General features: G+C 44.3%; 18 protein-coding genes, 2 pseudogenes and 1 other annotated feature. Of the genes and pseudogenes, 19 read left to right on the forward strand and 1 reads right to left on the reverse strand.

The window, feature by feature from the left end; translation table 11 throughout:
• Nucleotides 1-418: 418 nt before the first annotated feature.
• From ACHBIE_RS04920 to ACHBIE_RS05000, 17 genes and pseudogenes are all read left to right on the forward strand, one after another.
• Nucleotides 419-1,447, forward strand: coding sequence for a low specificity L-threonine aldolase (locus tag ACHBIE_RS04920; protein WP_125266378.1), 1,029 nt, complete (start codon nt 419-421; stop codon nt 1,445-1,447).
• Nucleotides 1,448-1,547: 100 nt separating this feature from the next.
• Nucleotides 1,548-2,690 carry a cysteine desulfurase family protein gene (locus tag ACHBIE_RS04925; RefSeq protein WP_105123372.1) on the forward strand — a complete coding sequence of 381 codons (1,143 nt, stop codon included), beginning with the start codon at nt 1,548-1,550 and terminating at the stop codon, nt 2,688-2,690.
• A 1-nt stretch (nt 2,691) separates the two neighbouring features.
• Nucleotides 2,692-3,909: a tRNA uracil 4-sulfurtransferase ThiI gene (thiI, locus tag ACHBIE_RS04930; RefSeq protein WP_105123371.1), complete on the forward strand. Its 1,218-nt coding sequence runs from the start codon at nt 2,692-2,694 to the stop codon at nt 3,907-3,909.
• Between the two features lie 216 nt (nt 3,910-4,125).
• The gene (gene brnQ, locus ACHBIE_RS04935) at nt 4,126-5,451 is read left to right on the forward strand and encodes a branched-chain amino acid transport system II carrier protein (RefSeq protein WP_394732855.1); all 1,326 of its coding nucleotides are present in this window, start codon (nt 4,126-4,128) and stop codon (nt 5,449-5,451) included.
• A 67-nt stretch (nt 5,452-5,518) separates the two neighbouring features.
• Nucleotides 5,519-5,589, forward strand: a sequence feature (ribosomal protein L21 leader region).
• 36 nt (nt 5,590-5,625) lie between these two features.
• Complete coding sequence (rplU, locus tag ACHBIE_RS04940) at nt 5,626-5,940, forward strand: 50S ribosomal protein L21 (RefSeq protein WP_002941330.1); 315 nt, start codon at nt 5,626-5,628, stop codon at nt 5,938-5,940.
• Nucleotides 5,941-5,985: 45 nt separating this feature from the next.
• The gene (rpmA, locus tag ACHBIE_RS04945) at nt 5,986-6,279 is read left to right on the forward strand and encodes a 50S ribosomal protein L27 (protein WP_009909754.1); all 294 of its coding nucleotides are present in this window, start codon (nt 5,986-5,988) and stop codon (nt 6,277-6,279) included.
• A gap of 509 nt (nt 6,280-6,788) precedes the next feature.
• Nucleotides 6,789-6,902, forward strand: a pseudogene (locus ACHBIE_RS04950) (GNAT family N-acetyltransferase); the annotation flags it as partial.
• A gap of 86 nt (nt 6,903-6,988) precedes the next feature.
• The gene (locus ACHBIE_RS04955; RefSeq protein WP_172021487.1) at nt 6,989-7,903 is read left to right on the forward strand and encodes a LysR family transcriptional regulator; all 915 of its coding nucleotides are present in this window, start codon (nt 6,989-6,991) and stop codon (nt 7,901-7,903) included.
• Entirely contained in the window at nt 7,896-8,360 is a 465-nt protein-coding gene (gene lspA, locus ACHBIE_RS04960) for a signal peptidase II (protein WP_172021485.1), read from the forward strand. Before ACHBIE_RS04955 ends, lspA begins: the two co-directional genes overlap by 8 nt.
• Complete coding sequence (locus tag ACHBIE_RS04965; RefSeq protein WP_172021483.1) at nt 8,344-9,240, forward strand: RluA family pseudouridine synthase; 897 nt, start codon at nt 8,344-8,346, stop codon at nt 9,238-9,240. The genes lspA and ACHBIE_RS04965 overlap by 17 nt, the downstream gene beginning before the upstream one ends.
• A gap of 74 nt (nt 9,241-9,314) precedes the next feature.
• Nucleotides 9,315-9,653: a zinc ribbon domain-containing protein YjdM gene (locus ACHBIE_RS04970; protein ID WP_105123365.1), complete on the forward strand. Its 339-nt coding sequence runs from the start codon at nt 9,315-9,317 to the stop codon at nt 9,651-9,653.
• Between the two features lie 397 nt (nt 9,654-10,050).
• A pseudogene (locus ACHBIE_RS04975) lies at nt 10,051-10,694 on the forward strand (Pr6Pr family membrane protein).
• Nucleotides 10,695-10,934: 240 nt separating this feature from the next.
• Nucleotides 10,935-11,456 (forward strand): bifunctional pyr operon transcriptional regulator/uracil phosphoribosyltransferase PyrR, encoded by a 522-nt coding sequence (gene pyrR / locus ACHBIE_RS04980; RefSeq protein ID WP_105123364.1) that lies wholly within the window; start codon nt 10,935-10,937, stop codon nt 11,454-11,456.
• Nucleotides 11,457-11,483: 27 nt separating this feature from the next.
• Nucleotides 11,484-12,407, forward strand: coding sequence for an aspartate carbamoyltransferase catalytic subunit (locus tag ACHBIE_RS04985; RefSeq protein ID WP_105160891.1), 924 nt, complete (start codon nt 11,484-11,486; stop codon nt 12,405-12,407).
• A 108-nt stretch (nt 12,408-12,515) separates the two neighbouring features.
• A complete protein-coding gene (locus ACHBIE_RS04990; protein ID WP_172021480.1) occupies nt 12,516-13,595 on the forward strand; it encodes a carbamoyl phosphate synthase small subunit in 1,080 nt (359 codons plus the stop codon).
• A gap of 384 nt (nt 13,596-13,979) precedes the next feature.
• Nucleotides 13,980-17,159, forward strand: coding sequence for a carbamoyl-phosphate synthase large subunit (gene carB / locus ACHBIE_RS04995; RefSeq protein WP_394732856.1), 3,180 nt, complete (start codon nt 13,980-13,982; stop codon nt 17,157-17,159).
• A gap of 37 nt (nt 17,160-17,196) precedes the next feature.
• Complete coding sequence (locus ACHBIE_RS05000) at nt 17,197-17,508, forward strand: hypothetical protein (RefSeq protein WP_105123360.1); 312 nt, start codon at nt 17,197-17,199, stop codon at nt 17,506-17,508.
• 49 nt (nt 17,509-17,557) lie between these two features.
• Here the strand turns inward: ACHBIE_RS05000 and ACHBIE_RS05005 are convergent, their stop codons facing one another.
• Nucleotides 17,558-18,484 (reverse strand): polysaccharide deacetylase family protein, encoded by a 927-nt coding sequence (locus tag ACHBIE_RS05005; RefSeq protein WP_394719681.1) that lies wholly within the window; start codon nt 18,482-18,484, stop codon nt 17,558-17,560.
• 111 nt (nt 18,485-18,595) lie between these two features.
• On the opposite strand from ACHBIE_RS05005, the gene ACHBIE_RS05010 reads away from it, so the two are divergent.
• Entirely contained in the window at nt 18,596-19,882 is a 1,287-nt protein-coding gene (locus tag ACHBIE_RS05010; protein ID WP_105123358.1) for a homoserine dehydrogenase, read from the forward strand.
• Nucleotides 19,883-19,884: 2 nt separating this feature from the next.
• Nucleotides 19,885-20,745, forward strand: coding sequence for a homoserine kinase (gene thrB / locus ACHBIE_RS05015; RefSeq protein ID WP_394732857.1), 861 nt, complete (start codon nt 19,885-19,887; stop codon nt 20,743-20,745).
• The last annotated feature ends 16 nt before the right edge of the window (nt 20,746-20,761 follow it).

Below are 20,761 nucleotides of genomic sequence, written 5' to 3' on the forward strand. Positions count from 1 at the left end.
GGATGTAAAGAATGATAACGAGGTCAGAAAGGCTCCTGACGCACTCGAAAGAGTACCTGAGATGTTGGATACGCCGCCCAACCGCTATCATTGTATTTCAAAAACCCCTCAGCGTTTGCTGGGGGGTTTTTTGTTTGCCAAAATACAGTAGAATACAGTAAAATACAGTAACGAGGTAGCTAAGACTACCGCCCCAAATCTGCCCCAAAAGTTTAGAAAAATGAGTATGAATAGGTCGAAAATGTAGTAAAAGAATTGCTTAAATTTACATATTTTGGTATCATATCACTACATGATTTTCCATCCTGTTCCCTCAGGGTGGATAATATAACGGCGAAAACCCTTATCCTATAAGGGTTTTTGTTGCACTTGTTCATAGTTTGTTCATAAAATTTGAAACTCCTGAAAGGAAATAAAGATGCTACATTTTGAAAATGACTATAATAAGGGAGCTCATCCTGCTTTACTGGAAGCTCTAATTACTACTAATGACGAGGGATTAGCAGGCTACGGACTTGATAGCCACACAGAATCTTCAATTGAGAAAATCCGCCAAGCTACAAATTGTCCTCATGCTCAAGTAACCTTCTTAGCAGGTGGAACACAGACCAACCAAATCGCTATCAATTCCTTGCTGGCATCCTACGAGGGTGTGATTGCTGCAGATACTGGGCATATTTCTACACATGAGGCTGGTGCTATTGAATTTTCTGGACACAAGGTTTTGACACTGCTGCATCATGAAGGGAAAATAACGGCAAGTGAGGTTGATAATTTCATCAAAGATTTCTATGCTGATGCTAATCATGCCCATATGGTTCATCCAGGAATGGTTTATATTTCTCACCCGACTGAATATGGTACGCTTTATAGCAAAACAGAGTTAGAAGACTTGTCCAAAGTTTGCCAGCAGCACAATATTCCGCTCTTTTTAGACGGTGCTCGCTTGGGTTATGGGCTTGCTGCACGCGATACGGATCTTGATTTGCAGGCCATAGCAGAGCTGACAGATGTCTTCTACATCGGAGGGACAAAACTTGGCGCCTTGTTGGGAGAAGCTCTTGTATTTACAAAGAATAATCAGCCAAAGAATTTTGTATCTATTGTCAAACATCACGGTGCCTTGTTAGCTAAGGGACGATTGATTGGAGTCCAGTTTGATCGATTGTTCACTGATGATCTCTATATGAGCATCGGACGGCATGCGATCGACATGGCAGAGCAACTCAAGGCAGTTTTAGTTGAAAAAGGCTATCGGTTTTATCTCAATTCGCCGACTAATCAGCAGTTTATTATTGTCAAAAATGAAGAGTTGCCGAAATTGTCTGAATCAGGCATTGCTTACAGTTTCTGGGAAAAATATGACGATAGTCACAGTATCATACGCTTTGCAACTAGCTGGTCAACTAGCCAGGCTGACATCGAACGGTTGAAAGAAATTTTATAGGTATGCAAGACAGTCCGTGGGCTGTCTTTTCGTAGTGATGGTTGGCAAAAGCTGGTAAAAAGTGATAAAATAGGACTATTGCAAACAAAGGAATGATATCATGATTTATTTTGATAACGCAGCGACGACTCAGGTCTATCCTGAGACGCTCAAGACCTATACAGAAGTAGCGACAAAAATTTGGGGCAATCCGTCTAGTCTGCACAATTTGGGCAGTCAGGCGACCCGTATCTTAGAGGCCTCCCGTAAGCAAATTGCAGAATTGCTAGGCAAGGATAGCAAGGAAATCTTTTTTACCTCTGGTGGTACAGAGGGGGACAACTGGGTTCTCAAGGGGGTTGCCTTTGAACGGTCGCATTTGGGCAAGCATATCATTGTGTCTGACATTGAGCATCCAGCGGTCAAGGAATCCGCCCTTTGGCTCCAATCGCAGGGATTTGAGGTGGATTTTGCGCCGGTCAATGCCCAAGGGTTTGTGGACGTTTCGGCATTGGAGAGCTTGTTACGTCCCGATACGATTTTGGTATCCGTCATGGCAGTCAACAATGAAATTGGCTCTATCCAGCCGATTGCGGAAATTTCAAACTTGCTGATGGACAAACCGACTATTTCCTTCCACGTGGATGCTGTTCAGGCTATCACTAAAATCCCGACAGAACGATTTTTGACGGAACGCGTTGATTTTGCGACCTTCTCTGGTCATAAATTCCATTCAGTTCGTGGAGTCGGCTTTATCTATGTCAAATCTGGTAAGAAAATTTCTCCGCTTTTGACAGGCGGTGGTCAAGAGAGTGACAAGAGATCAACAACGGAAAATGTGGCTGGTATTGCAGCAACTGCTAAAGCGCTCCGCCTCAGTTTGGACAAGGCGCAGGATAGCCAGAAACGATTGTCTGCCATGAAGCAAATCCTCTTGGAAGAACTCAGCACATTTGACCATGTGACTGTTTTTTCAGGCATGGATAATTTTGCACCAAGTATTTTGACCTTTGGCATTAAAAATATCCGTGGTGAAGTCATCGTCCATGCCTTTGAAGACCACCAGATTTACATTTCGACCACTTCAGCCTGCTCGTCCAAGGCTGGAAAACCGGCTGGAACCTTGATTGCCATGGGAGTACCGCAGAAGCTGGCTCAAACGGCCGTCCGTATCAGCTTAGACGATGATAATGACATGGGGCAAATCGAGCAATTCCTCACGATTTTCAAGCAAATTTATCACAATACACAGAAAGTAAGGTAGAATGAACTATTCAGAAATTATGATTCGCTATGGCGAATTGTCAACCAAAGGGAAAAACAAGATGCGGTTTGTCAACAAACTCCGCAATAATATCAAACATGTCCTTTCTGTCTACCCAGAAGTGACCGTTTATTTTGACCGTGATCGTGGTCATGTCTATTTGAACGGGGCAGATTATCAGGAAGTTTCAGCTTCTTTGAAGAAGATTTTTGGGATCCAAAATTTCGCACCGTCTTATAAGATTGAGAAGTCTGTTCCAGCCTTGAAAGAAGCGGTTGTGGAGATTATGCAGTCCATTTACAAGGAAGGGATGACCTTCAAGATTGCTGCGCGTCGTAGCGACCACAGCTTTGAATTGGATAGCCGTGACCTTAACCAAGTCCTAGGAGATGTGGTTTTCACAGCCATTCCAAATGTACAGGTACAGATGAAGTCGCCAGATATTACCTTGCGAGTGGAAATCCGTCCAGACGCAGCTTATATTTCCCATGAAGAAATCAAGGGGGCAGGCGGTCTTCCAGTTGGAACATCTGGAAAAGGAACGCTTATGTTATCAGGTGGTATTGATTCGCCTGTTGCGGGCTATTTAGCACTGAAACGTGGGGTAGAAATTGAAGCTCTTCACTTTGCTAGCCCTCCATACACTAGTCCAGGTGCTCTTAAAAAAGCCCATGATTTGACCCGTAAATTGACTGCCTTTGGTGGTAATATCACCTTTATCGAAGTACCATTTACAGAAATTCAGGAAGAAATCAAGGAAAAAGCACCTGAAGCTTATTTGATGACCTTGACACGCCGCTTCATGATGCGGATTACAGACCGAGTACGGGAAGAGCGTGGTGCTATGGTTATTATCAATGGTGAAAGTCTAGGACAAGTGGCAAGTCAGACCCTGGAATCCATGCAGGCTATCAATGCGGTGACAAATACACCTGTTATCCGTCCAGTTGTGACCATGGACAAGTTGGAAATCATTGATATTGCTCAGGAAATTGATACCTTTGATATTTCCATCCAGCCATTTGAGGATTGCTGTACCATCTTTGCCCCTGACCGTCCAAAAACCAATCCGAAAATCAAACATGTCGAGCAGTACGAAGCTCGCATGGATGTAGAAGGATTGGTAGAACGTGCTGTTGCAGGAATTATTGTGACAGAAATTACTCCAAAAGTGGAAGCAAAAGATGAGATTGACAATTTAATCGAAGATTTACTGTAAACTGTTGATGAAGTTTAATGTCTGACACGGTTGGGAAAGAATAGACAGCTTTAGAAAGAAATTCATTCGCGCATCAAATGAAGGTTAATTTTAACTTGATTTGATGCGTTTTTTAATTATTTGACTTAGGTGTCGTTACCTTAATAACCTAACGTTCGGAAAAAATCGAATTTTTGTGGTATAATGGACTTTCGAAAAAGATAAGAAGGAGTTTTTATGAAAAAAGGAGCTCTAACAGGATTACTCCTGTTTGGTATGTTTTTTGGTGCAGGAAACTTGATTTTCCCACCTGCACTTGGTGTCTTATCTGGTGAGAATTTCTGGCCAGCTATATTAGGATTTGTTGTGTCAGGTGTCGGTATTGCTGTCATTGCCCTGATTGTCGGGACATTGAATCCCAAAGGTTATGTACATGAAATTTCTCGCAAGATTTCACCGGCTTTTGCAACGGGCTATCTTGTTGCCTTGTATTTGGCCATTGGTCCCTTCTTTGCCATTCCGCGTACGGCTACAACGTCCTTCGAAATTGGTATTGCGCCATTATTGGGCGATGGGAATCCGAGTCTCTGGTTGTTTGGTTTTACAGCTCTTTACTTTGTGGCAGCCTACCTGATTGCCCTTAAACCGTCTCAAATCTTGAACAGTATCGGACGAATTTTGACCCCTGTTTTTGCTATTTTGATTGTGATTTTGGTGGTGCTAGGTATTGCCAAATATGGTTCGACCAGTCCTCTGCCAGCAGCAGAAGCTTATTCAGTTGGACAGGCCTTTGGTACAGGATTTATTGAAGGATACAATACCCTTGATGCTCTTGCGGCGGTTGCCTTTAGTGTGGTAGCGGTCAATACCTTAAAACAACTTGGTTTCTCTAGCAAGAAGGAATACGTCTCAACCATCTGGTCAGTTGGTCTTGTTGTGGCCTTAGCTTTCTCAGCACTATATGTTGGTTTGGCTTTCTTAGGAAATCATTTCCCTGTGCCTGCTGATGTTTTGGTATCAGATACTAACAAAGGTGTTTACATTCTTTCGCAAGCAACACAAGCCATCTTTGGGCCAAGTGCACAGATTTTCTTGGCAGCTATGGTTATCGTGACATGTTTCACGACAACAGCTGGCTTGATCGTATCTTCAGGTGAATTTTTCGCGGAGCGTTTCCCACGTTTTAGTTATAAAGTGTATGCAACTGTCTTTACCTTGATTGGTTTTGGGATTGCCAACCTCGGTTTGAACAATATCATCACTTTCTCAGTTCCTGTTCTTTTGGTTCTCTATCCAATTACCATCTGTATTGTTTTAATCACCATTGTCAACAAATTTGTGCCTCTGTCAAAACCAGGCATGCAGCTGACAGTTGGTGTGGTAACAGTCTTGTCGCTAGTAGAAGTCTTGGCTGGACAATTTGGTTGGTCAGGAATTTCAAACCTGATTGGAGCTCTGCCATTTGCCGGACAATCCTTATCATGGCTGATGCCAGCAGTGGTTGGCATCCTGCTCTCGCTCTTCTTGCCAAACAAACAGACCAGTGAAAGCTTTGAAATGTAAAAAAATCATACAAAACACTTGCAAAAGCGAGTGTTTTTTGGTATATTACAAGGGTTGACTATGCACACATCCTGTGCAACCGCACGAATACCGTTTAAGTGGTTCGTCCCACGGTACTAGGCGAGTCTTCACATTAAATTCGGGCTGAGCCCTAAAATTCATAGGAGGTGCATAATGAGCACATATGCAATCATTAAAACTGGCGGCAAACAAGTTAAAGTTGAAGTCGGTCAAGCTATCTACGTTGAAAAATTGAACGTTGAAGCAGGTCAAGAAGTTACTTTCGAAGAAGTAGTTCTTGTTGGTGGTGAGAAAACTGTTGTGGGTACTCCACTCGTAGCAGGCGCTACTGTTGTTGGTACTGTTGAAAAACAAGGTAAACAGAAAAAAGTTGTTACCTTCAAGTACAAACCTAAAAAAGGTAGCCACCGCAAACAAGGTCACCGTCAACCTTACACAAAAGTTGTTATCAACGCTATCAACGCTTAAGGCGTAGCTTGAAGCAATCATTACAGAAATTCGGAGGAATAACATATGTTAAACTTGAATCTTGCTAACTTGCAATTTATGGCCCACAAAAAAGGTGGAGGTTCAACGTCAAACGGTCGTGACTCACAAGCGAAACGCCTTGGTGCGAAAGCTGCTGACGGCCAAACTGTATCAGGTGGTTCAATTCTTTACCGCCAACGTGGTACAAAAATCTACCCAGGAGCTAACGTAGGTCGTGGTGGAGATGACACTCTTTACGCTAAAGTAGAAGGCGTTGTACGCTTCGAACGTAAAGGTCGCGATAAGAAACAAGTATCTGTTTACCCAATCGCTAAGTAAAAAAATGGTCCAGTGGACCATTTTTTCTTGCCTTTTTGAATTAAATGAAAGGCAAGGTTCGAACCTTTTTAGCAACTCTCCTTGAAATAAAAGAGAGAGTTGAGCTAGAAATAGCAAACAATAGGCTTTCCGAGATTTCGGAAGGCCTTTTTTTTGTTTTGATACCCATTTTTCATTTACCAAGGGCTTGGTGTGAAATGGTCAGGCATTGGTAGTTATATAAAAAGTTATCAGTTGAAAATGAATATGTAAATATAGGTTGACTAACAAGGGCAATAGATGCTAGAATTACCATATAATAGAATGAAGGGAGGCGATTCAAATGAAAGGAATAGTAAGATGTTTTAGAAAACAAGAAATCAAGAGTAAGGAGGTTAGGGCAAATTAACCTCCGAAAGGAGAAAATAATGAAGATTGTTGCAATAAGGGATTCAGTTGAAAAAGCTGAGATTATTAAAACGGTATTAGCCGATTTACCTGAGTGGTTTGGCTTACCTGAAAGTACTAAAGAATATGATCAGACGATTGGCTTTTATCAATCTTGTGGCTTTGCTAAGTTGGAAGTTTTTCCAAACTTGCGGGACGAATGGAATCCCTGTCTTATCATGATTAAAAAGTTATAGTCACTTACCGCCAGCAATTTTGCTGGTGGTTTTATTATGTGGTATAATAGAAAGATAGTAAAATGGAATGAAGAAAGGACGAGTTGATGAATATTCAACAATTGCGCTATGTGGTGGCGATTGCCAACAGCGGGACTTTTCGTGAGGCAGCGGAGAAAATGTACGTATCTCAGCCTAGCCTATCCATTTCCATCAAAGATTTAGAAAAAGAGCTAGGTTTTCAGATTTTCAGTCGGACCAGTTCTGGAACTTTTTTGACCCAAAAAGGAATGGAATTTTATGAGAAGGCTCAGAGTTTAGTCAAGGGCTTTGATCAATTTGAGCATCTTTATTTGCAATCAGAAGAAGGTGAAAAAACTTTTTCTATCAGCAGTCAGCACTATGATTTCTTGCCTCCCTTGATTACGGATTTTTCTCGGCAGCATCCTCAATATCCACATTTTCGGATTTTTGAGTCGACTACGGTACAAATTTTGGATGAGGTGGCGCAGGGGTATAGTGAGCTGGGAATTATTTATCTCAACGATCGCAATACCAAGGGGATTATGCAAAAGCTGGATAAATTGCATTTGCAGGTGATTGAGTTGGCGGAGTTTCAGACCCATATCTACCTGCGGGAGGATCATCCTTTGACTGCAAAGGCAGAGATTGAGGCTGAGGATTTGGTTGGTTTGCCAACGGTCCGATTTACCCAAGAAAAAGAGGCTTATCTTTATTATTCTGAGAATTTGATTGACACGTCGGATTCGTCGGTTGTTTTTGATGTGACGGATCGCGCTACCTTGAACGGGATTCTAGAGCGGACGGACGCCTATGCGACGGGTTCGGGATTTTTGGATGACGAGTCGGTCAATGGGATTACGGTCATTCCCTTTAAGGGGAAGACGGATAACCGCATGGTCTATGTCAAGCGGGCTGGCGATGAACTGAGCCATTGTGCGCTTGATTTTGTCGATACCATGCAGGCTTATTTTGATAAGAAGAAGGAAGAAAATGCGTAAGTTTGGATTGCCGCTTTTGGCAGTGGCTTTTATCGGTGTGGACCAGTTGGTCAAGGCTTGGACCGTAGCCAATATTGAATTGCACACCAGTCGGGAATTTTTGACAGGTTTAATGAGTTTGACCTATCTGAGAAATTATGGTGCGGCTTGGTCTATTTTGCAGGGACAGCAGTGGTTTTTCACCATTGTTACAGTGGTTGTCATGATTGGCTTGGTCTGGTATTATGTCAAAAATATCAAGGGAAATCTCTTGACCTTGTTCAGTTTGTCCTTGATGATGGCGGGGGCTTTGGGAAATTTTATCGACCGTTTCCGTCTGGGCTACGTGGTGGATATGTTCCAGCTGGATTTTATCAATTTCCCGGTCTTTAATGTGGCTGATATGTGTCTGTCGGTGGGAGTTGGGCTCCTGTTTATTTGTATCATGAAAGAAGAGAGTAATGGAAGTAAAAGTTGAGATTGGTGGCGTTCGGTTGGACAAGGCTCTGTCAGACTTGACAGACCTGTCACGGTCGGTTGCCAATGAACAAATTAAGGCTGGTCTGGTTTTGGTCAATGGCCAAGCCAAAAAAGCAAAATATAGTGTGCAAGCAGGCGATGTCCTGACCTACCAAGTACCGGAAGTCGAAGAAGTAGACTATGTAGCAGAGGACATTCCCTTGGATATTGTCTACCAAGATGAGGACGTTGCCGTGGTCAATAAGCCACAAGGCATGGTGGTGCATCCGTCTGTTGGTCACACGTCGGGTACGCTAGTCAATGCCCTGCTTTATCATGTGAAAGATTTGTCGGCTATCAATGGCGTTTTGCGCCCGGGCATTGTCCATCGGATTGACAAGGACACATCCGGTTTGCTGATGATTGCTAAAAACGACGAGGCCCACACCAGGTTGGCTGAGGAATTGAAAGCCAAGAAATCCCTCCGCAAATATATTGCCATTGTCCACGGAAACCTACCAAATGACCGTGGTATGATTGAGGCACCGATTGGTCGTTCGGAGAAAGATCGTAAGAAACAGGCAGTCACAGCCAAGGGCAAGGAAGCAGTCACACGTTTTCAAGTCTTGGAACGTTTCGGTGACTATACCTTGGTTGAATTGACCTTGGAAACGGGACGAACCCACCAAATCCGTGTTCACATGGCTTATATCGGTCATCCTGTGGCTGGCGATGAGGCCTATGGACCACGTAAAACGCTCAAGGGGCAGGGTCAATTTCTGCATGCTCAGACGCTTGGATTTACCCATCCGAGAACGGGAGAGCTGGTAGAATTTACGGCTGACGCGCCAGCTATTTTCCAAGAAACACTGGAAAAACTACGTCAAGCCACTCAGTAGTGACAATAAGAGCATCTTGCCCATTTTCCAAAAAGATGATAGACTGATACAGATAAAAAAGAAGGAGAACGAGAATGGAAACTTTACCAAATTGCCCACAGTGCAATTCAGAATATGTCTATGAGGACGGCGCGCTTTTGGTCTGTCCAGAATGTGCATACGAATGGAACCCAGCCGAGGTTGCTGAGGAAGAGAGCGGTCCAGTCGCTATTGATGCCAATGGCAATCGCTTGGCTGATGGAGATACAGTGACGCTGATCAAGGATTTGAAAGTCAAAGGCGCACCGAAGGATCTCAAGCAAGGCACGCGCGTTAAAGGTATCCGCATCGTTGAAGGCGACCACAATATCGACTGCAAAATCGACGGATTTGGAGCCATGAAACTCAAATCAGAATTTGTGAAGAAGATTTAGCATTTAGACTGGGAAATCCAGTCTTTTCAAGACGTAGACAAACTATGAATTGGCTCAAATAATCTGAGTAGCTCTGCTAATAAAACAAAAAATTATTTTATTTTGCGAGCGGAGTGAGCCCAAACCGCGACTTTCCGCTGTGATGAAAATGCCTGAAACGTTATCGTTTCAGGCATTCGGAGTATTTCGGGCTACAAAGGTCTCTCAGAACTTCGTAGGTTGTTGCTTGGAAATAAGAAAGCGACAAAAGGCTCAAATACTAGGTATGGAATTCCGTAGGTAGCTCAAACAGTCTAGGGGACTGTTTGAGGAGTAAACCTAGAAACAAGAAAGTTTACTTCCGTCCGCCTTCACCTCAGGAACGTCTGAAAAAGGTTTTAACATAAGAAAGGAAACTATGAAGAATCAAAGTATTTTATTTTACAGTCGTTGTTTGCTGGCGATTTTAGCCATTACAGGGACTGGTTTGGAAATTGCCAAGTACGGCATTGGTATGCTCATGTATTATACGGTTTTGTCCAATCTCTTGGTGGCGGTTTTTGCTGTTTATATGGTGTATGCCATGAACAAGGGCCAAAATTTGCAAGACCAGAACTTTCTGCGAATCAAGGCTGGTGTGACTATGTCCATCATGATAACCTGTGTGGTCTATCATATCATGTTGGCACCGCTGGCTGAGCATTTTTGGCGCGTAGAAAATCTTCTCTGCCACTATATCGTTCCTATTTATTTCTTGCTGGATACGCTCATTGTCGATCGGCAGGGACAGTACAAGTGGTTGGACCCCGTTGGTGGACCAGTCTGCCACTTGCCTACATGGCTTTTGGCTTGGTCAATGGATTTTTCCTCAAAATTCCTATTCCTGACGCCAAGGATAGTCCTTTTGCCTATTTCTTTCTCAATGTTCCCAAGTATGGCTGGAACTACGTTTTGACCTACTGCGCCATTATCTTTGTGACCTATCTGCTCTTTGGTTATGTTTTGGCGGGTGTAAAATCCCTAAAACCACAGTCTTTTTTGGCTAAATCAGCACCATTCTAAGCAAAATACGAAGATTATTAAATTTTTTACAGTAAGAATTTGTCGCCGTAGGTAAAGTGTGCTATACTGATGCTAGAAATCCTTTAAGTGCTGTCCAGAGAGACAGGTAAGGAGAGCATTGAGCAAATGTGGACATACAAGATGGGAAATTCTGTTGGAGTTTTTCATGCACTGGTCCTGTATTTTCTGAACTCTCCTGAAAGGGAGAGTTTTTTTGTATCATATTTATGGAGGTTTAGAATGAAAACCAAAGAAATCGTAGACGATATGACCATGAAACGGGCAATTACCCGTATCACCTATGAGATTATCGAGCGCAATAAGAATTTGGACAATATCGTCTTGGCTGGTATCAAGACACGAGGTGTTTTCATTGCCCGACGGATTCAAGAACGTCTGAAACAGTTGGAAGGAATTGATGTTCCTCTGGGAGAATTAGATACCAAGCCCTTCCGCGACGATGTGAAAGTAGAAGAAGATACCACCAGCATCACCGCCGATGTCAATGATCGTGATGTTATTTTGGTGGATGACGTTCTCTACACTGGACGTACCATTCGTGCCGCCATTGACAATCTCGTATCGTTGGGCAGACCTGCTCGTGTTAGTTTAGCTGTCTTGGTCGATCGTGGCCACCGGGAATTGCCAATTCGTGCGGACTATGTTGGGAAAAATATCCCGACCAGTCGGGTGGAGGAAATTATCGTTCACATGACTGAAATTGACGGTCATGACGCAGTTTTATTAGTAGAGGCAGAATAGGTCAGGCACAAAAAGGCAGGTAGTATCATGACAATTGTAGATGGTAAGGTTTCTCTCAAACACTTGGTAACAATGGAAACACTTTCGAATGAAGAGGTGTTGGGTCTCATTCAACGCGGACTGGCTTTCAAGAAAGGCGAGTCCGTTACATTAAGTCGGAAGTATTATGCCTCCAATCTCTTCTTTGAAGATTCGACGCGAACGCATAAGTCATTTGAAATGGCGGAGCTGCGCTTGGATATGGGCATGATTGACTTTGATGCTCGAACCAGCTCGGTCAACAAGGGCGAGACCTTGTACGATACCATTTTAACCATGTCAGCCTTGGGCGTTGATATTTGTGTCATCCGCCATTCCGAGGTTGATTACTACAAACAATTGATTGATAGTCCGAGCATCCAGACCTCCATTGTCAATGGTGGGGACGGTTCTGGGCAACACCCAAGCCAGTCCTTGCTGGATTTGATGACCATTTATGAAGAATTTGGCACCTTTGAAAATCTGAAAATTGCCATTGCAGGCGATATTACTCACTCGCGGGTTGCAAAGTCCAACATGCAAATCCTCAAGCGACTGGGGGCAGATATTTACTTTACCGGCCCAGAAGAGTGGTATTCGGCGGAATTTGATGTCTACGGTCAACATGTTGCGATTGATGATATTGTCGAGGAAGTGGATGTCTTGATGCTTCTGCGTGTCCAACATGAGCGCCACGATGGATCAGAAAGTTTTTCAAAAGAAACCTATAATCGTCTACATGGATTGACGGGGGAACGGTACAAGCGCTTGAAGGAACAGGCGATTGTTATGCACCCTGCGCCTGTCAATCGTGATGTTGAAATTGATGACCAGCTGGTAGAGGCTCCCAAATCGCGGATTGTTCGTCAGATGCAAAACGGCGTCTTTGTCCGAATGGCGATTTTGGAGGCGATTGTAAATGGTAAGGTATAGAACCTGTATTCACAGCTCGGCACATTTAACTAAGGCTGGTTTTCTGCCCCCTTTGTGAATATAATTTCAAAACGTTAAAGGATTCCTGAGAGAATCAACGAGGTAGATATGACGAAAAGAAGATTAATTTTAGAAGATGGAACAATTTTCGAGGGCGAGGCCTTTGGAGCGGATATTGATGTGACTGGAGAGCTGGTTTTTTCTACTGGAATGACAGGCTATCAGGAGTCCATTACCGACCAATCTTATAACGGTCAGATTTTGACCTTTACATATCCTTTGGTAGGAAATTATGGTATCAATCGCGATGATTACGAATCTATCACGCCAACTTGTAAGGGTGTGGTGGTCAGTGAGTGGGCCCGTCGTGCTAGTAATTGGCGCAACCAATTGACCTTGGATGAATTTTTGAAAGCTAAAAAAATTCCCGGTATTTCAGGGATTGATACGCGAGCTTTAACCAAGATTATTCGTCAGCACGGGACGATGAAGGCGACCTTGGCTAATGTTGGAGATAGTGTTGAACATTTGACCGATCAGCTACGGGCGACAGTCTTGCCGACCAATAATATTGAGCAGGTGTCTACCAAGACAGCCTATCCTGCTCCGGGTGTCGGTCGGAGCGTTGTACTGATCGATTTTGGTCTCAAGCATTCGATTTTACGTGAATTGGCCAAGCGTGATTGCAATGTAACTGTCGTTCCTTATGACACGACCGCAGAGGAAATTTTGGCTCTGGCTCCAGACGGTGTTATGTTGTCCAATGGACCGGGGAACCCAGATGATGTTCCAGAGGCGCTTGATATGATTCGTGGTATTCAAGGGAAGATTCCGATTTTCGGTATTTGTATGGGCCATCAATTGTATGCGAAGGCAAATGGTGCCCAGACCTACAAGATGAAATTCGGTCACCGTGGATTTAACCATGCCGTGCGCGAAATTGCGACAGGACGTGTTGATTTTACCAGTCAAAACCACGGTTATGCAGTGTCACGCGAGGAACTGCCGGATTGCTTGATGATTACCCACGAGGAAATCAACGACAAGTCTGTCGAAGGCGTCCGTCACAAATACCTTCCCGGATTTTCAGTGCAATTCCACCCAGATGCAGCACCCGGTCCGCATGATGCCAGCTATTTATTTGACGAATTTATGGACTTGATGGATTCATTTAAGCAAGAACGCTAGTTGAATGGTTGCTAAGCGTCAGAGAGGTATTTAATTCTATCCAGAGAGATAGAAAATAGAAAGGCAAGGGACAGGTCAATGGTTGCACGCAACTTATTTCCCTACGCCTGCCTCTATGGAGGTCAGGCTATCCCTTGCACTAGTTAGGAAAGCCAATTAGTATCGAATTGACTTTCCTAACGTCGGACTTATCTTATTTAATGTCAACCTGTGAGTTGACAAATAGAAAGGAGAAGATACAGGTTCGAGTACGATTTGATTTTAATATTCGAACATGCTCTAAGGACTGTGTGAAAAAGATAAACGTCGTCTGGATGCTTGAAGCATCAGCGTTGCATTTCCTATTTTCACTTTGTCCTCTTAACGGGCTTTGTATCATACATTATGCCAAAAAGAAACGATATTAAAAAAATTATGGTGATTGGATCTGGTCCGATTATTATTGGTCAGGCTGCGGAGTTTGATTATGCGGGGACGCAGGCGTGTTTGGCCTTGAAAGAAGAAGGCTACAGCGTTGTACTGGTCAATTCTAACCCCGCAACAATTATGACCGACAAGGAAATTGCGGATAAGGTGTATATCGAGCCGATTACGCTGGAATTTGTCAGTCGTATTTTGCGAAAAGAGCGTCCTGATGCTCTCTTGCCAACCCTTGGTGGACAAACAGGTCTCAACATGGCTATGGAATTGTCCAAGGCTGGAATTTTAGAAGAGCTGGGTGTTGAGCTCTTGGGAACAAAATTGTCGGCCATTGACCAAGCTGAGGACCGCGATTTGTTCAAACAATTGATGGAGGATCTCAATCAGCCCATTCCTGAGTCTGAAATTGTGACGACCGTTGATGAGGCGTTGAACTTTGCCAATTCTATCGGCTACCCTGTCATTGTACGTCCGGCCTTCACGCTGGGCGGTACAGGTGGTGGTATGTGTGCCAACGAGGAAGAACTCCGCGAAATCGCAGGAAATGGCTTGAAATTGTCGCCAGTAACTCAATGTTTGATTGAGCGCTCAATTGCAGGTTTCAAGGAAATCGAGTACGAAGTGATGCGCGATGCGGCAGACAATGCACTCGTGGTGTGTAACATGGAAAACTTTGACCCTGTTGGTGTTCACACAGGAGATTCGATTGTATTTGCCCCAACGCAGACGCTTTCGGATATTGAAAACCAGATGCTCCGCGATGCCAGCCTCAGCATTATTCGCGCCTTGAAAATCGAAGGTGGCTGTAATGTCCAGTTGGCCTTGGATCCCCATAGTTTCAAATACTATGTCATCGAAGTTAATCCGCGCGTGTCACGCTCGTCAGCCTTGGCTTCAAAAGCAACTGGCTATCCTATTGCCAAATTAGCGGCAAAAATTGCGGTTGGTTTGACCTTGGATGAAATGATTAACCCAGTAACTGGGACAACCTATGCCATGTTTGAGCCTGCTTTGGACTACGTAGTTGCTAAAATCCCCCGTTTCCCATTTGATAAATTTGAAAAAGGGGAGCGCCGTCTGGGAACACAGATGAAGGCGACAGGGGAAGTCATGGCCATCGGACGGAACATTGAAGAAAGCCTTTTGAAAGCCTGCCGTTCTTTGGAAATCGGTGTTTATCACAATGAAATGACAGAACTCAGCCAAGTGACGGACGATCACTTAGTGGAAAAGATTGTCAAAGCGCAGGACGACCGACTCTTTTACCTTTCTGAGGCCATTCGTCGTGGCTATACGATTGAGGAACTAGCCCAATTAACCAAGATCGACCTGTTCTTCCTTGATAAGTTGTTGCATATTATAGAGCTTGAGCAGGAATTGGCGACGCATTTTGATAACTTAGATGTCCTCAAAAAAGCAAAAAAATACGGCTTTGCAGATCGTAAAATAGCAGAGCTGTGGGGGCGGACGGAATGCTACATTCGCCAGCTCCGGACTGAAAATGGCATTGTCCCAGTTTACAAAATGGTGGATACCTGTGCAGCAGAATTTGAGAGTGCGACGCCTTATTTCTATTCAACCTATGCTTGGGAAAATGAATCCATCAAATCAGACAAGGAATCGGTCCTTGTGTTAGGTTCTGGGCCAATCCGCATCGGTCAAGGGGTTGAATTTGACTATGCAACGGTTCACTCTGTCAAAGCCATTCAGGCAGCAGGTTACGAGGCTATTATCATGAACTCCAACCCTGAAACTGTTTCGACAGATTTCTCGGTTTCGGACAAGCTCTATTTTGAACCTTTGACCTTGGAAGATGTACTCAATGTGATTGATTTGGAGCAGCCCAAAGGTGTCATTGTGCAATTCGGTGGGCAGACAGCCATCAACTTGGCTGAACCGCTTGCCAAGGCTGGTATTCCGATATTGGGAACTCAGGTAGCAGATTTAGACCGGGCTGAGGACCGCGATTTGTTTGAAAAAGCTCTGAAAGACTTGGACATCCCGCAGCCACCAGGTCAAACCGCAACTAATGAAGAAGAGGCTCTTGAGGCGGCCCGCAAAATTGGTTTTCCAGTCCTTGTCCGTCCATCTTATGTCTTGGGTGGGCGTGCCATGGAGATTGTTGAAAATGAAAATGACCTACGTTCCTACATGCGGACGGCGGTCAAGGCTAGTCCTGAGCACCCTGTTCTCGTTGACAGTTATATCGTTGGTCAAGAGTGTGAAGTAGATGCGATTTCTGATGGCAAGGATGTTCTCATTCCGGGAATTATGGAACACATTGAGCGGGCAGGTGTCCATTCGGGTGACTCGATGGCAGTTTACCCACCGCAAACCCTGTCGCCAGCGGTACAAGCAACCATTGCTGATTACACCAAGCGATTGGCTATTGGTCTCAACTGTATCGGTATGATGAACATTCAGTTTGTTATCAAGGACGAAAAGGTCTATGTCATCGAGGTCAATCCACGTGCCAGCCGAACCGTTCCCTTCCTGTCAAAAGTGACAGACATTCCGATGGCTCAAGTCGCGACCAAATTGATTTTGGGTCAATCCTTGGCAGAACTTGGCTATGCAGACGGTCTCTATCCAGAAAGCAAGCAGGTCCACGTCAAAGCTCCAGTCTTCTCATTCACAAAATTGGCGAAGGTTGACAGTCTTTTGGGACCTGAAATGAAGTCAACGGGCGAAATTATGGGTTCAGATGTGACGCTTGAAAAAGCACTTTACAAGGCATTTGAAGCTAGCTACCAGCACTTGGAAGAATTTGGCAATGTCGTCTTTACCATTGCGGATGAAGATAAGGAAGAAACCTTGGAGCTGGCGCGTCGTTTCCACGATTTGGGCTATGGTATTTTTGCGACTAGCGGAACGGCAGCCTATCTGACGGACCACGAACTTCCTGTTACCTTGGTCAATAAAGTTGGTGATGCAGGTGGTTTCGACATTCCAAGTCTGGTTCGAGCTGGAAAAATTCAAGCCATTGTCAATACAGTTGGTAAAAAGCGTGTGGCAGACTCGGATGGTCAAATCATTCGTAGCTCAGCCATTGAGGGTGGTATTCCACTCTTTACAGCCATTGATACAGCTGCGGCTATGGTCAAAGTCTTGGAAAGCAGAAGTTTCATGACCCAGGCTATTTAGTGTATAATAGGGTTATCCATTAGAAGAGGAGATAGAAATGAAAGTAAATCTGACCAATCATCGGGGACAATTTAAACAGGCTCCCCTTGGTTTTTCTTGGACGACCCTGTTATTTACCATGTGGGTTGCCGTCTATAGACGGGATTGGAAATGGGCGGCTATTATGCTACTGGCCAATGCAGCTCTTGGTAACTACGCCTACTCAATAGAAAAGGGCTATCTTGTCTTTATCGTCAATATTGTCATGGCGGTATTCTATAATAAACTCCATATCAGAGACTTATTAGCCAAGGGTTGGCGCCCAGCAACAGACTTTGATGCGCAGCTGCTGCAGTCCAAGGGAATATAAAAAGAAAAAGATGATTTCGTATGAGGTCATCTTTTCTTGTATCTCTATGTCAGTCGGCTTGAATCATCTCTAGCAAGATGTCGGCAGTGGTCGTTGGCAATACCCTCAGACGATTTAAACTAAGCATTCCGTTATCAACAGAAGCCAGGTCATGGTTGGTGGTCAATCCCAATTGGTAGCCGGTATTTTCTGCCACAGCCAGGGTATCGGCTGAATAGCGACCAGCAGGATAGGCTAGAGCAATGGTTTCCTGACTAAGTTGCTGGTTTAGGAATTGTTTGGAGTAGGATAACTCAATGGATTGGCTTTCAAGGCTGCTTTGTGCCAGGTCGGGATGATTGACCGTATGACCTTGGAAAGACATATCGTGCTCTTTCATCTCCAGCATCTGATTGACAGTCAGGTAGCCCGCTGTGCCATTTTCCGTAAAACCAGTGATAACAAAGTTGGTAGCCTTCATCTGGTACTGCTTAAGTAAAGGATAGGCATGGCTATGGAAATCCCAGAGACTATCATCGAAAGTTAGCCAGACGACTTTTTTGCCGTCAGGAACTACATTGTCCCTTAGAACCCGCAGAGCTTCTTCAGGTGAAAGGGTGTAATAGCCAGCTTCCTGGAGGGCCTTGAGATGACTTTCAAACGTAGAAGGATCCACAATTAAATTGGCGTTGGCAGTCTCTTCAGGAGCCATGACATGGATAGCATGGTACATCAGAATGGGCAGACGGACCGGACTTTTTTGCTTAACCCAAGTTACTTCTTCAGGACCAGTTTTCTGTGAAGGAGTCGTATCAATCTCTTCTTTAGGGGTTTCTGGAGTTTGCTGGACCAAGTCTGTTCTGGATCCTGGGTCTTGATAGAAGTAGACGAGGCAAAAAACAAGGGTTCCAATCAGCAGAACACTCAGCAGAGTAAATATTACTGGAAATCTTTTCACTTTTTGATGCTTGTGCCGCCCATGCTTCCTCTTCGCCATATTCACTACCTCAATATATGTAATTCTTCTTACTACTTTAATTATACCAAAATTTTTGCCAAATAGTCAGAATATTTGGTATAATAGGAAAAATAGTTTTAAGGAGATAATATGGTAGTTAAGATTGGATTATTGGGGTTTGGTACGGTAGCGAGTGGTGTGCCATTCCTTCTGACAGAAAATAAGGAAAAGATTGAATTAGCAGCCCAAGACAGCATAGAGATTTCAAAGGTTCTTGTAAAGGACGATGCGGAAAAAGAGCGTTTATTGGCTGCAGGCCATGACTATGATTTCGTTACCAACATTGACGAGATTTTGGCAGATGACGACATTGCTATTGTCGTTGAGCTTATGGGACGTATCGAGCCAGCAAAAACTTTCATCACACGCGCTTTGGAGGCAGGCAAGCATATCGTGACAGCTAACAAAGACCTGTTGGCTGTGCATGGCAGTGAATTGCGTACTCTGGCTCAGGAAAAAGGACTGGCCCTTTACTACGAAGCAGCGGTTGCAGGCGGTATTCCAGTCTTGCGTACCTTAGTCAATTCTCTTGCTGCGGATAATATTACCCGCGTTTTGGGTGTCTTGAATGGGACATCAAACTTCATGCTGACCAAGATGCTAGACGAAGGATGGACTTACGAAACAGCCCTGCAGACAGCCCAGGAACTAGGTTACGCAGAGTCAGATCCGACCAACGACGTTGAAGGAATTGATGCAGCCTATAAGGCCGTTATCCTCAGCCAATTTGCCTTTGGTATGACTGTTGATTTTGACCACGTTGCCCACAAGGGAATTTCCAATATCACACCTGAAGATGTAGCAGTAGCACAAGAGCTTGGCTATGTCATAAAGTTGGTAGGGGATATTCGTGAAACAGCTTCGGGAATTGCAGCAGAAGTGTCACCAACCTTCCTGCCAAAAAATCACCCGCTTGCTAGTGTCAATGGCGTTATGAATGCGGTCTTTGTCGAGTCCATTGGTATCGGCCAGTCTATGTACTACGGACCAGGTGCTGGACAAAAACCAACAGCTACTAGCGTGACTGCCGACCTGATTCGCATTGTTCGTCGCCTGAAAGACGGTACGATTGGCAAAGCATTTAATGAGTATAGCCGTTCGCTCCAGTTGGCAGCTCCGTCTGATGTGATGAGCGAATATTATTTCTCTATCGTAGCATCTGACCAGAACGGAAAAATGCTCCGTTTGGCAGAAATTTTCAACTCTGAAGAAATCTCCTTCAAGCAAATTCTGCAGAAGGAGGCAAACGGTGAGACAGCTCGTCTGGTTATCGTGACCCATGAGATGAGCAAGACCCAGCTAGAAAATGTGACTGAAAAGCTTGCCCAGGCTGAGGACTTCACTGTCTTAAATACCTTCAAGGTCTTGGGAGAATAAGAATGAAAATTACAGTTCCAGCTACTTCAGCCAATATAGGACCAGGTTTTGACTCGGTCGGTGTTGCCCTCTCAAAATACCTGACCATTGAAATTCTAGCGCCTGCAGATGAATGGTTTATTGAGCATGACCTAGAGCATGTTCCATCTGATAAGAGTAATCTGCTGATTAAGACAGCTTTGAAAGTTTCCAAAAACCTGCCACCTCACTGCTTGAAAATGACAAGCGATGTTCCTTTGGCCCGTGGCTTGGGTTCGTCCAGCTCTGTCATTGTAGCAGGGATTGAGTTGGCCAATCTATTGGGTCAATTGAACCTCAGCCAGGAAGAAAAGTTGCAATTGGCAACTAAGATAGAAGGTCATCCGGATAATGTAGCGCCAGCCATTTATGGAAATCTAGTTATTGCCAGCTATGTCAATAAGAAAGTCCATGCTGTTGTGACGGACTTCCCAGAGGCCAGCTTTATCGCTTTTATTCCCAACTATCCTCTGCGGACCAGTGAAAGCCGTGGAGTTCTGCCAGCGCAGATGGGCTATAAGAAGGCCGTGGCAGCAAGCAGTATTGCCAACGTCGCTATTGCCAGTCTTATGGCCGGTGATTTGGAAAAAGCTGGTCAACTTATCCAATCAGATATGTTCCACGAACCTCATCGCCAACTCTTGGTCAAGGAATTTTGCCCTATCAAGCAAACAGCTCAGGAGTTGGGTGCTTATGCAACCTACCTTTCTGGAGCAGGTCCAACCGTTATGGTACTAGCCTCTAAGGATAAGGAAGAGGCCATTAAACTTGCCATAGAAAAGCTTGAATTGGACGGCAGTGTGCATATCCTACAGGTAGATAAAGACGGGATTAAGGTATCCTAAACAAAATACGGTTCTT

Origin of the sequence: Streptococcus sp. A23, assembly GCF_043674155.1 — a bacterium.
GTDB lineage: Bacteria > Bacillota > Bacilli > Lactobacillales > Streptococcaceae > Streptococcus > Streptococcus suis_V.